The 12,035-nt window shown below is 36.8% G+C and carries 13 protein-coding genes; 4 read left to right on the top strand and 9 right to left on the bottom strand.

Annotated elements, in window-relative coordinates; all coding sequences use genetic code 11:
- On the top strand, window positions 1–238 hold a 238-nt coding region (locus GSM42_RS20885; RefSeq protein WP_237446725.1), incomplete at its 5' end, for a hypothetical protein.
- Here GSM42_RS20885 and sufB read toward each other — a convergent pair.
- The 6 genes from sufB to sufC form a co-directional block, all read right to left on the bottom strand.
- A complete protein-coding gene (sufB, locus tag GSM42_RS19995; RefSeq protein ID WP_160803329.1) occupies window positions 235–1,656 on the bottom strand; it encodes a Fe-S cluster assembly protein SufB in 1,422 nt (473 codons plus the stop codon). The two genes, GSM42_RS20885 and sufB, sit on opposite strands and share 4 nt — an antisense overlap.
- A 19-nt stretch (window positions 1,657–1,675) precedes the next feature.
- The gene (gene sufU, locus GSM42_RS20000) at window positions 1,676–2,101 is read right to left on the bottom strand and encodes a Fe-S cluster assembly sulfur transfer protein SufU (RefSeq protein WP_160803330.1); all 426 of its coding nucleotides are present in this window, start codon (window positions 2,099–2,101) and stop codon (window positions 1,676–1,678) included.
- A 159-nt stretch (window positions 2,102–2,260) separates the two neighbouring features.
- On the bottom strand, window positions 2,261–3,430 hold the full coding sequence (locus GSM42_RS20005) for an RNA-guided endonuclease InsQ/TnpB family protein (protein ID WP_160803331.1): 1,170 nt from the start codon (window positions 3,428–3,430) through the stop codon (window positions 2,261–2,263).
- A gap of 67 nt (window positions 3,431–3,497) precedes the next feature.
- Window positions 3,498–4,715 carry a cysteine desulfurase gene (locus GSM42_RS20010; RefSeq protein ID WP_160803332.1) on the bottom strand — a complete coding sequence of 406 codons (1,218 nt, stop codon included), beginning with the start codon at window positions 4,713–4,715 and terminating at the stop codon, window positions 3,498–3,500.
- The gene (gene sufD / locus GSM42_RS20015) at window positions 4,712–5,983 is read right to left on the bottom strand and encodes a Fe-S cluster assembly protein SufD (protein WP_237446726.1); all 1,272 of its coding nucleotides are present in this window, start codon (window positions 5,981–5,983) and stop codon (window positions 4,712–4,714) included. Before sufD ends, GSM42_RS20010 begins: the two co-directional genes overlap by 4 nt.
- A gap of 14 nt (window positions 5,984–5,997) precedes the next feature.
- On the bottom strand, window positions 5,998–6,783 hold the full coding sequence (gene sufC / locus GSM42_RS20020) for a Fe-S cluster assembly ATPase SufC (RefSeq protein ID WP_160803334.1): 786 nt from the start codon (window positions 6,781–6,783) through the stop codon (window positions 5,998–6,000).
- A gap of 424 nt (window positions 6,784–7,207) precedes the next feature.
- On the opposite strand from sufC, the gene GSM42_RS20025 reads away from it, so the two are divergent.
- Window positions 7,208–7,702 carry a hypothetical protein gene (locus GSM42_RS20025; protein ID WP_160803335.1) on the top strand — a complete coding sequence of 165 codons (495 nt, stop codon included), beginning with the start codon at window positions 7,208–7,210 and terminating at the stop codon, window positions 7,700–7,702.
- Window positions 7,703–8,032: 330 nt separating this feature from the next.
- Here the strand turns inward: GSM42_RS20025 and GSM42_RS20030 are convergent, their stop codons facing one another.
- Both GSM42_RS20030 and GSM42_RS20035 read right to left on the bottom strand, forming a co-directional pair.
- A complete protein-coding gene (locus GSM42_RS20030; RefSeq protein WP_160803336.1) occupies window positions 8,033–8,503 on the bottom strand; it encodes a CBS domain-containing protein in 471 nt (156 codons plus the stop codon).
- 265 nt (window positions 8,504–8,768) lie between these two features.
- The gene (locus tag GSM42_RS20035) at window positions 8,769–9,125 is read right to left on the bottom strand and encodes a carboxymuconolactone decarboxylase family protein (protein ID WP_237446727.1); all 357 of its coding nucleotides are present in this window, start codon (window positions 9,123–9,125) and stop codon (window positions 8,769–8,771) included.
- Between the two features lie 130 nt (window positions 9,126–9,255).
- Between GSM42_RS20035 and GSM42_RS20040 the strand changes: the two genes are divergently transcribed.
- Window positions 9,256–9,531 (top strand): hypothetical protein, encoded by a 276-nt coding sequence (locus tag GSM42_RS20040; RefSeq protein ID WP_160803338.1) that lies wholly within the window; start codon window positions 9,256–9,258, stop codon window positions 9,529–9,531.
- A gap of 70 nt (window positions 9,532–9,601) precedes the next feature.
- Here the strand turns inward: GSM42_RS20040 and GSM42_RS20045 are convergent, their stop codons facing one another.
- Window positions 9,602–10,180 carry a DUF1802 family protein gene (locus GSM42_RS20045; protein WP_160803339.1) on the bottom strand — a complete coding sequence of 193 codons (579 nt, stop codon included), beginning with the start codon at window positions 10,178–10,180 and terminating at the stop codon, window positions 9,602–9,604.
- Between the two features lie 424 nt (window positions 10,181–10,604).
- Between GSM42_RS20045 and GSM42_RS20050 the strand changes: the two genes are divergently transcribed.
- Window positions 10,605–11,348, top strand: coding sequence for an EamA family transporter (locus tag GSM42_RS20050; protein ID WP_160803340.1), 744 nt, complete (start codon window positions 10,605–10,607; stop codon window positions 11,346–11,348).
- The last annotated feature ends 687 nt before the right edge of the window (window positions 11,349–12,035 follow it).

Here is a 12,035-nt window from a genome sequence, read left to right on the forward strand (position 1 = left end):
TATCCTTTCCCATACGAAAGCACTTCTGAAACGAATTTCAGAAGTGCTTTTTCTTCGGTCTGGAAGGTATCCAAAGGATACCTTTTTAAATCATTCTTTTTTTCGAGATGTAGCACTATTTACTTACAAACAGAAAATATACCCACTTTTTCTTGTTGAAAATGAAATACATAACAACAGAAAAATACATACTTTAAAAAAAAAATCCCCTCTGTTAAAAGAAGGGATTTCTTTTTAACCAATCGAACCTTCCATCTCAAACTTGATCAAACGGTTCATCTCGACGGCATATTCCATTGGTAATTCTTTTGTAAATGGCTCAATAAAGCCCATGATAATCATTTGTGTTGCCTCGTTTTCGGTAAGTCCACGGCTCATCAAGTAGAAGAGTTGATCTTCACTCACTTTGGAAACAGTAGCTTCGTGTTCTAAGATAATATTATCATTTTTGATCTCATTGTAAGGAATCGTGTCTGATGTCGACTCATTATCCAAGATCAAGGTATCACATTTAATATTCGCCTTAGAGCCTTCTGAGTTACGTCCAAAGCTGCTAAGACCACGATAGGTTACTTTTCCACCTTGTTTACTGATCGATTTCGAGATAATGGTGGAAGTACAGTTAGGTGCAAGTGCTGTTACTTTGGCACCAGCATCTTGGTGTTGATCTTTCCCAGCTACAGCGATCGAAAGGATGTCTGCTTTGGCACCTTCCCCTTTCATCACAACAGCTGGGTATTTCATGGTAAGTTTGCTACCTATATTACCATCTACCCATTCCATATGTGCACCGCGTTCAGCCACTGCACGTTTGGTAACTAAGTTGTAGATGTTTGGTGCCCAGTTTTGGATGGTAGTATAACGACAACGCGCATTGTCTTTTACGACGATCTCTACCACCGCACTGTGCAAGGAGTTTGTACTATATACAGGAGCGGTACAACCTTCTACATAGTGTACAAAGCTGCCTTCATCTGCAATGATCAAAGTACGTTCAAACTGTCCCATATTTTCGGAGTTGATGCGGAAATAAGCTTGTAGTGGCACTTCACACTTCACGCCTTTTGGTACGTAGATAAAACTACCACCACTCCATACGGCACTGTTTAATGCAGCAAACTTGTTATCCGCTGGGGGAATAACAGTCCCAAAGTATTCTTTAAGAAGCTCAGGATATTCTCTAACTGCTGTATCCGTATCGCAGAAAATAACTCCTTGATCTTCTAGTTCTTTTTGCATGTTGTGGTAAACAACTTCAGATTCATACTGAGCAGAAACACCTGCTAAAAACTTTTGCTCTGCTTCTGGAATCCCTAATTTATCAAAAGTTTGCTTAATCTCATCTGGTACTTCTTCCCAAGTTTTCCCTTGGCGTTCAGAGGGTTTTACATAATAGGTAATATCATCAAAATTTAATTCATCCAATTTACCAGGTAACAAGGAAAACCATTTGCTGTTTAGATTACTTGGCATTGGCATTTTATAAAATTGCTCCAAAGATTTAAGGCGAAATTCCAGCATCCAGTCTGGTTCACCTTTCATCTTGGAAATTTCTTCTACGATCTCACGAGTAAGCCCACGTTTCGCACGAAAGACAGATACGTCTTTGTCACGAAATCCATATTTGTACTCAGATAGTTCAGGTATCGTAGTCATGAAACCCAGCCTCCTTCTTTTATTGTTTTACACCTTTTTCAAGTGCTTTCCATGCTAGTGTTGCACATTTGATCCGTGCTGGGAACTTTGCAACGCCAGTCAATGCTTCAATATCTTCTAACGGAAACTCATCCGTATCTATCTCTTCCCCTTGCATCATGCGCGAAAATAAATCAACTAAATGGAGTGACTGATCGACGCTTAAGCCCTTCACAGACTCAGTCATCATCGATGCAGAAGCTAGGCTGATCGAGCATCCTTCACCTAAAAACCTTGCATCCTTTATCATACCATTTTCTACGTTCATTTGCAGGGAGATTCGATCTCCACATGTTGGATTATTTAATTCTATGGAAATAGCACCATTATCAAGTTCGCCTTTATTTCTAGGTCTCTGATAATGATCCATGATAACTCGACGATACAAATCATCCAAGGAAGACATGTCCAAAGACTGCTACTAAAAACATAGACAAAAATGTCCATATCTAGAATTTTCCTGTTTCATCCAATCCCGCCTCGCCACCTAGCTTGCTACTACAGTTTGTAAAATTGTCCACAGGCGTAAATTCCCGACTAGCCATCGGTACATAATGTGAACTTATTAAGTAAGGATCACATATTCACTTGCTCTCATGAGGTTGATTGCAGCGTTTTGATCTCGATCAATTCGAATGCCACAATGTTCACATTGAAACACTCGATCAGATAAGAATAATGTTGCTTTTTTTATACCACAACTAGAACAAATCTTACTAGAAGGATAAAAAAAACCTACCTCTCTTAATTCAATTCCAATCTTGCGGCACATGTTAAGCAGTTTATTCTTAAAATCATAAAATCCTTGATCTGAAATCGCCTTTGCTAAATGTCTATTTTTTCTAATACCACTTATATTTAACTTCTCCACAGTGATGAATGTCGGCTTGGTTTTCGCAATGACACTTACCACCCACGAACGGTAGGCATCTCTCATTTGAGCAAGTCGTTGGTTTAACTTTTGTACACGAAGAACATTTTTTTCTATATTCCTTCCGTTTTTCGTAGCAGTTTGTTCACCTCGCTTTTTCTTAAATTCAAGCTTACGAGAAAGTGCTCGCTGAGCCCGTTTTAAACGTTTTTCTACACTTTTGATACCAAATGTTTTGTTGATGTTTAAAAATCTTGGACCATTGCTTGTAATGGCAAACTCTTTAATTCCTAAGTCTATTCCCATTCCTTTTGTAAAGTCTTTTTGTTTGAGTTGTTTTAATTTCCTTTTTTCTAGAGCAGAAGAAAACAAAACAGAAACATAGAAACGATTAGCTTTATGTTCAATCGTACAGCTTAAAACCGTACCTTGAGTAGGAATATACCCTTTTTCCTTCAATCGAACCCATCCTAATGTAGGAAATTTAATACAGTGTCTTTTGATTTCCAAATCCAAAGGATTATTTTTAGGAAAATAAAGTTTGACTGATTGTTCATGTTTCTTTTTAAACCTAGGTTTTCCAGATATTTTTTTAAAAAACCGTTTAAAAGCTTTTTCTGCATTTACTAAAGCTTTTTTTCTTGCTTTACTGCCACATTCTTTAATCCACGGAAATTCTTTTGACAACTGATGATTAACATATTTATCAAATTGAGTTGCAGTTATATAACGTTGATTTTGCTTTAATAACCCCAAATTTTGATTAACATATTGATTATATAAGAATCTACAAATCCCAATAGATGTGATTATTTTCTTGATTTGTATCGAAGTGGAATTAATTTCTGTCTTAAATGCAATCAACTTAGACTTCCCCTTTACGAACGTATATGCCTAGCATATACGTTCTAGGAAGAAGAGAATATTCCTTCTAAGTAATTGACATAAAGTACTCTTTCGTCTTTTGTAAACCTTTGACCAGCTGATCAATATCTGATTCATCATTGTATAGGTAAAAACTAGCACGTGCTGTTGCCGTCTCTCCAAGTAGCCTCATCAATGGCTGGCAACAATGATGTCCAGCGCGAACTGCAATACCTTCTGCATCCAGAACTGTAGCTACATCATGAGGATGGATATTATCTAAATTAAAGGTAACAGCTCCAATTCGATTTTCCAATGGGCCAAAGAACCGAATCCCTTCGATACTTTGTAATTGATTTAACGCATAAGCTGTCAGCTTACGATCATGCGCCTCTACTTGATCCATTCCCACTGCTTGCAAGTAATCGATTGCTGCTCCTAGACCGATTGCACCAGCAATAATCGGTGTACCACCTTCAAATTTCCATGGTAACTCTTTCCATGTAGCAGTTTCAAGGTCCACATGGTCAATCATTTCACCACCGAATTCTACTGGTTCCATGTCATTGAGGAGATGTTCTTTCCCGTACAATACTCCAATCCCGGTCGGTCCCACCATCTTATGACCAGAGAAAGAAAGAAAATCTACATCCAACTCTTGTACATCGACTTTCATATGCGGTACACTCTGTGCTCCATCGACCGTTATAATACCACCAACTTCATGTACCAATTTCGCTAATTCTGCTACTGGATTGATTGTTCCAAGTACATTGGAAACATGTTGAATCGCAACGATTTTCGTTTTATTGGTGATCAATGGACGAACTTTTTCTAGCAAAATAGTGCTATCCGATTCAAGTGGCATATATACCAATTTCGCACCAGTTACTTTCGCTACTTGCTGCCAAGGAATTAAATTAGCATGGTGCTCAGCTGGACTGAGTAAAATCTCGTCTCCAGCTTTACAATGCACCATAGCATAACTTCGAGCCACGATATTCATACTTGTAGTTGCACCACGGGTAAAAATGATCTCCTCACGCTTTTTCGCATGGATAAAATCTCGCACCTTGTCACGGGCGCCCTCATATGCATCTGTTGCTTTGGTTCCAAGGGTGTGTACACCACGATGCACATTGGAATTATAACCTTGGTAATACGCTGCTACTTGCTCTATGACGCTATTTGGTTTTTGCGATGTTGCTGCACTATCCAAATAAACAAGGTCATGCTCATTTACTTGTTGAAAAAGGATTGGAAAATCTTTTTTCCATGGATTCATGATGTAAATTTCCCCTCGATGGTTTCATGAATACTTGCCCGCAATGCTGCAGATGGAATATCTGCGATCACAGTATCTAGGAAACCACGAATAATTAATTTGGATGCTTCATTTTTGGAAATTCCTCTAGACATTAGATAGAACAGCGTCAATGGATCAATCCTACCAACACTTGCAGCATGCCCTGCTGTTACGTCATTTTCATCAATTAACAGAATCGGATTAGCATCTCCACGCGCTTCAGGATCAAGCATCAATACTTTACCAGTTTGTTGCCCATCTGACTTGCTTGCGCCTTTTTCAATCTTGGTAATACTATTTAAGATGCTTGTTGCTTTATCTTTCATCACGGATCTAGCTTGAATATCACTTGTTGTATGGGTTCCAAAGTGGAATATCTCCGAAGTAATATTGGAACGCATTTCATTGGCTCCAAAAGCAACTGATTTCACATCAACATGTCCGCCAGCGCCTTCTAAATTAGTGGTGCTTTTAGAGATAATACGTCCATCACTAAGATCAGCTACGATCCATTCCATATCCCCATCACGACCAACTTGTGCAAAACGATCCATGACGTCCACAACAGAGTCTCCAAACTGGCTTACTGTTGCTATCTGGACCTTTGCTCCTTGGCCAACATACGTCTCGATTACACTGTTGCTCAAAGCTGCACCAGCATCCGTATCTAAGAAGTTAGCTACAATCTCCACCCGGCTGTTTTCTTCTGCTACAACCAAAATATGGGGGAATATTGCTGCTTCTTCTCCTGCCAACCAAAATACGGTTTGCAGTGGTAACTCTACTGTGACATTTCTTGGGACATAAACAAAAACCCCACCCTGCATAAACGCTTGATGAATTGCTGAGATACGATGAGCAGTTTCTTGCTGAAATAGATACTTTTTCAACAATGTTTCATGTTGTTGAAATGCATTTGCGAAACTGGTGAAAATAACTCCTTGTTGCAGTGCTTTCTGAGTTTGATAGACAACTGCATCATTTTTTTGCACTAAAATATTGCTATGATCTTCTAAAAATAGACGATTTACCTCAACAGGAAGCTGCTCAGGTTGACTGAAAGTGGCATCTACTTGATGTAATTGGAATTGAGAAAAATTCCAACGGTCGATATTGGTCTTTTCCAATTTAGGCAGAGGTAAATTTTCAATAGCAGCAAAAGCTTCTAATCTTTTCTCCAGTGCCCATTTAGGTTCGCTTTGGGATTGGGACAATTGGGTAATTTGTTCACGACTGAATGCACTCATTGTCGGCACCATCCTTACACCTTATGTCCAACAGTTTCATCTACAATGCCCAATTCTTCTTTTACCCAATCATAACCCTCTTGCTCTAGACGCTCTGCCAACTCAGGACCACCAGATTTTACAATCCGACCTTGCATAAACACATGTACAAAATCAGGCTTGATATAATTCAACAAACGCTGATAGTGAGTGATGATAATAACTCCTCTTTCAGGGCTTCTCATTTCATTTACACCAGCTGCAACAATTTTTAATGCATCTATATCAAGACCAGAGTCAATTTCGTCTAAAATGGAAAAACGCGGTTTTAGCATCATCATTTGCAATATTTCATTCCGTTTTTTCTCTCCGCCTGAGAAGCCTTCGTTAAGGTAACGGGTAGCAAATGACTCATCCATTTCTAATACATCCATCTGCTTATCCATCTCACGAATAAACTTCATCAGAGAAATTTCATTACCTTCTCCACGTTTTGCATTGATAGCACTTCGTAAAAAATCAGAGTTGGTAACCCCACTTACTTCACTCGGATATTGCATAGCTAAAAATAACCCTGCACGTGCACGCTCATCTACTTCCATCTCTAGGAGATCTTCCCCATCGATGGTTACACTTCCACCAGTTACTTCATACTTTGGATGCCCCATCAGAGCAGAGGCCAACGTACTTTTACCTGTACCGTTTGGTCCCATAATGGCATGAATTTCTCCACCGTTTACGGATAAGTTCACCCCTTTGAGAATTTGTTTATCTTCGATCGAAACTTGTAAATCCCGAATATCTAAGTTCGGTGTTGACATTGTGACATTCCTCCACGGACTTTCCACCTGTATATGAAAACAAGGTAGTATTATCAATATGTTGGTGAATCCTAAATTAGATTGATTATCATGTGATTCTCATTATATTCTAACGTACACACTTACCAAGTTCAAGGTGATCTTCGGATATCTATAAAAATCAAAAAAATCAGCGTAAATTATAGGTAAATATTTCCTGTTTTTTATTAGCGATTACTTTTTAATTAAAAAAAGATCTTAGATATATTTTATATAAATAACTCTTAAATTATAATAATTTCTTGTTGTATATTCACGCATTGCTCACATTATTTTATACCCACTTTTTATAAGAATAGTGTACAATAGAAAGTATCTTTTGAAAGATTCTCTTTTCATTATTCTCTTTTTGGGGGAAATTTTGTAACAACTGGGGGCAGAAAGGATGAAGAAATATAATTTAAACACAGCTGATGCTAGAGTTGACCATTTTCTTCAATCAAAAAATGTAATTTATATACGTACACAGGACAAAAAAAAATTCCAAATTCATGAAGAAAATGGTAACTACGAGTCATATTCGGAGCAAGACTACTTAAATAGTTTAAACAACCGCAGACTACTTCGAACTTGGGAAAAGTGCAGATCTCAAGTTAAAATCGCACCACATCTACCTGAGATTATTAAAGTAATTATTTATGAAAACACATTTGATGACCTAGAATCACTGGTTATCCAGTCGCACAAAGAAAGCAATGCTTCATCCATCAATTCCCAATCTATTCAACAATTATTTTCCAAAATGAAAGAGATAGCCATCCTTTTAAATAGAGATATAGATGCAAATTATTGGCATGAACTAATTGACTTTTTTCAAACATGTTTTCAATCAAAAATACTTACTGAATCTTTTCAACGCTCAGCAAAAGAAGTTGATTAATTAGCTTTACTAAGACATTCTTTATCCTCTCCATCTTTACTTCCAATAATGTAATCCATATTTTGAACTCATTAAATAATAACAAACCGTTACGTCATCTAAATTTAGCCTATTTTCCACTTATAAACTGCATAATTATTCCTCTACATTTATAATTAGTAATTTAAAACTCTTAAAAATAAAAAACCAGCCACTACCCAGATAAGAGGGTTAAATTGACTGGTTTTTTCTTCGCAGATTGTGATAAATTCGAATGGATTATCGAGTCCGCATAAGTGCAACTAAGACTCTGTCTTCGCCCTGTCGGGCTTGCCAATCGCCTAGTTTTCTTTATAATTCTGTTGTTACAGTCTGTAAATATTCCTCGTGAAAATAATCAATCACTTTTTCCATCATGACTTTTCTTGTAAGGATTCCGACAAATTGCTGGCGTATATCAATTATTGGTATATACGAACGATTTACCAATACCTCAAAAGCAAATGAAAAAATGGAGTTGGCCATAATACCCATGTGATTTCGGTCCATTGCATCCAATACACGATACTCTTTTAATTTGGTAAAGTCGAGTTCTTGTGCTTTGTTTGGGTTAATAAGAAAGTCCAATATGTTCGTTTTGCTTATAATACCTTCTACTCGACCATCTGGATGTATGACTGGCACGGAAGTAGTACCTTTGCGAGTCAATACAATTAAGGCTCTCTCTAGGGACCAATCAGGCTCCAATACAACTACTTTTTCTCTAGGAATAATTAGCGATGTAATCTCTTTTTCAAATAATAGGTCAGCATTTTTATTCATAAATCATAGTACTCCCACTCCCCTTAACCGGGTTAATCTTCTGTGCATCCATCCGTTGTTTGAGGGAACAGTCCTACTCATTTATGGTACCGCTTTCTTCTGTTGAATGTCAATACATTTTCTGTAAAATTACAATATTCCAGCCTTAACTCTACAAATTCTTTTGAATTTTCTTCACAACATTGCTAAATTACCCTTCCCTTCATAATGGTAAACCTATTTATACAGAACATAAAAAAGCCCAGCAGGGCTTTTTATGTATTCTTTAATGTGTATGGTTTTGAAAAGAGGATAATGCATCTTGGACAAGAGTAACCGTTTGAGACATAGCCATTCCTCCACCAAAGGCAGTGGTTACTGCCGCAGCTTCCATTACCTCTTGCTCTGTTGCTCCATTATCAATAGCACCTTTTGTATGGTAAATGATGCAGTATTCATCATTGCTATAAACTCCAAGGCCCAGGGCTATCAAATGCTTTGTTTTTTTGGTAAGTGCTCCTTCATCAAAACAGGCTTCTGTAAATTTATTATAATTACTTACGACATTAGGTAGGTGCTTGGCCAAGTTACCTAATCCTTCTTTATAATTCAACAAAGAATCTTGAATAGAATTATCTATCATATAGTCTACCTCCATTTAAAAGATCATTGTTAGTCTCGCTCTATACATACTAATTTATTCACTCTCTAAAATAAGTTCGCAAAGTTTGGTATAATGATATTGTTATTTTCGCATGGAAAGGATTTTATACTTGGACACACAAAAAAAAGCCCTAATCAAAATGATTTTAACCATGATCAAAGCAATTTATCAAAAGACTTTGCACTTAGAAGACGTCCTCGCTTCACAAAGCATACATATCTTTGCAAAAGATTATGATCCATTAATAGAATTACTGGAAATCCTTCAAATCTCGGGTGAGGAATCTGTTTTAGTTTCCACACTAGTTGGCATTTATTTAGAAGGCGATATGACTGCTGATGAAATTATCATTGAGTTAGAAGCACTCACTCTACATAATGTATAGGAAAAACCAGACACTGCGTAGGTGTCTGGTTTTTTGCAAAGTGTACAAAGCCTAAATTGATAGACTACTGTTAAACGACTGATAACGATTTTTTTATACTGGCTACTTCCTGTAAAAATACGTCCTCTGTCAGCACAGGATGCGCTTCTTGACCTTTAATTGTTTCAGGTAGTGACAACCAAGATTTACAGCCTCCATATTCAGCTAACATTGGAATTTCCACTGGTTGTTCTAATTGATACACTCGTAGCAATAACACATGTAATGGTAGTTTCTTTTTCCATTTCAACCGTTCTGCGGCAAATTCATTGGTCCAAATATGATGAGGATAAAGTGCTTTTAATTTTTCTTCATCTAATAACTCGATGTCTTCGTGCAGTTGTGCATAGTATTTCACCATAACCTGTTGATCTTCTGGCGACCAATTTTCTACACTCTTTGCAATATTTCCTTGGTACTCTTCTTTTAGTAATTCTGATTTTTGATGTTCGTAAGCTGGAAATAAGAAAAAGCTATCACTGTTGACTTCAAAGTGGCGAGTTTCCTCATGGATACCACCTTTTCTGAGTAACATGATTTGCGTTCCTTTACCCAGCTCATCAAGTGTTACAGCCCAATCACGCAATGCTATATGTGTATTTGTTTTCATTGATATCCTCCTCTATCAAATTTATCTATTGAATATGATTGTTTTTGTTTTACTTTACTTTCATCATGTTAACATAGATTGATTGTATGTTGCAGAATATTTCCCATGAGGAGGAAGGGCGTTTGAAAAATTTAATAATACCAAATCTTGGTGCGAAACAACTACACAAAGATTACAGACTCCCATATTTATACGATAGTTTATCGTAATCTGGAGGTAGTATTCCTTTATGACTATCCGAAAATCAAATAAACTGTTTAATTGATTATCAAAATATAGTTTGACTATGTTTTTACAAATAATTAGGAGGAATCCATTTTCATGTGGTTGATATTCGCTATTCTTTGCTTTCTTTTTAACGGAATGAGTGCATTTTTCTTTAAAATTAATTCGATGAAAGAAGGAACATCTGAGAGGCTACTTTTTGGATTCTATCTTGCTGGTTAAGCTTGGATCTGGACTATATCTTTGGTACACGCAATCTTGGCAATGGAATTGGCAAATACTCGCAGCAGGATGCATCATCGGTCTAGCAACAACATTAGGAAATCTATTATACAGCAAGGCTATTTATATTGGTCCTGCTGGCTTAACAGCCACAGTTACTCATAGTCATGTAATATTGATAGTGCTCATGTCTGTTTTTCTTTATTCAGAAAATCTTAATTGGCTAGAAGCAATAGCAATTCTTTTCATTATATTTGCTGTTTTGTTACTCCCCTTTGATCCTAATCAAAAACTACGTATTCAAGATAAACGTTGGTATCTCTTCGTAGGTGTTACATTTATAGGTTTTTTTATTCGCAATGGCGGTCTGAAGATTACAGAAGAGATGCATCTAAATAATAATCCCATCATTTTTATTTCCTATTTATTTGGTCTTGTCTGGTTTTCCACCTCATTTTTTTTCAATCTCCATATACAAAAAAACCATACTGAAAAAGGTATATCTTATGGACTAGTAGCTGGCATACTTTCATTTGGCATGATGCAAACCTTAGCAGCAGCATTAATGATAGGACCTGCTAGCATAATTTCCCCCATCGCTTCGGCTAATGGTTTGATCGTAGCTATACTATCCTACTTAATATACAAAGAAAAATTCTCTAAATTTCAGTTCGTATCTTTCCTTCTTGTTTTAACTGGTATTGCATTAATAAACACATAGAAATAAGAGCCCCATTAATGGCTCTTATTTCTATATTAACCTTATATTCATGTGCCTGGACAACTGGATGTTGCGCAGACAAAATGGAGTTACGTGTAGGATGGCATTCTGTCCAGAAGCTGCGTAACTTTGCCACAACCTTACCACCAAGGCTCAACTCATTATAAAGTCCAGTTTGGTTGGCACGAAAATGAAATAATCATCTTCGATAGTATCACCATCACGCATCATACAAACCCCCACAAAAATTTCAGAGGAGTCCTGACTTACCGTAATTCAATGATTTCTCTTCAGATCAAAATGAATTCTTGGAGGACGAGAACTAGTTAGAATAACCTTTATAATGCTGTAATCTGTTCCACCTTCCATAGAGCAATAAGAGAATAAATTTTAGATCAATTCCCTTCTCCATAGGCTTCCTCTTCTTCAGCACTTCATAAATCCTCGAGAAACAATAAACTGAATCTTAGCTATACCCATTACAAATATTACCTAAACCAACATCTTTCAATTAAATCATATTCTCTTCACAGAAAATTAATCATTCGAGTCAAATTCTATAATTTTTCCACTCTTTTTGTATCATCATAATCAGTTCAAAAGCGCCAGCATTAAAAACCCCTAGCACTTTTAAGTACTAGGGGTTTAAATATTCCCTGAAAACCGAAGAGTGAGTAACACGCCTGC

Origin of the sequence: Shimazuella alba, from assembly GCF_009831235.1 — a bacterium.
In the GTDB taxonomy this organism is placed as follows: Bacteria; Bacillota; Bacilli; order Thermoactinomycetales; family Thermoactinomycetaceae; genus Shimazuella; species Shimazuella alba.

Coding starts and splice junctions, on each gene's coding strand:
- sufB (WP_160803329.1), bottom strand. CDS start 1,656: ATGACTACGATACCTGAACTATCTGAGTACAAATATGGATTTCGTGAC.
- sufU (WP_160803330.1), bottom strand. CDS start 2,101: ATGTCTTCCTTGGATGATTTGTATCGTCGAGTTATCATGGATCATTAT.
- GSM42_RS20010 (WP_160803332.1), bottom strand. CDS start 4,715: ATGAATCCATGGAAAAAAGATTTTCCAATCCTTTTTCAACAAGTAAAT.
- sufD (WP_237446726.1), bottom strand. CDS start 5,983: ATGAGTGCATTCAGTCGTGAACAAATTACCCAATTGTCCCAATCCCAA.
- sufC (WP_160803334.1), bottom strand. CDS start 6,783: ATGTCAACACCGAACTTAGATATTCGGGATTTACAAGTTTCGATCGAA.
- GSM42_RS20025 (WP_160803335.1), top strand. CDS start 7,208: ATGAAGAAATATAATTTAAACACAGCTGATGCTAGAGTTGACCATTTT.
- GSM42_RS20030 (WP_160803336.1), bottom strand. CDS start 8,503: ATGAATAAAAATGCTGACCTATTATTTGAAAAAGAGATTACATCGCTA.
- GSM42_RS20035 (WP_237446727.1), bottom strand. CDS start 9,125: ATGATAGATAATTCTATTCAAGATTCTTTGTTGAATTATAAAGAAGGA.
- GSM42_RS20045 (WP_160803339.1), bottom strand. CDS start 10,180: ATGAAAACAAATACACATATAGCATTGCGTGATTGGGCTGTAACACTT.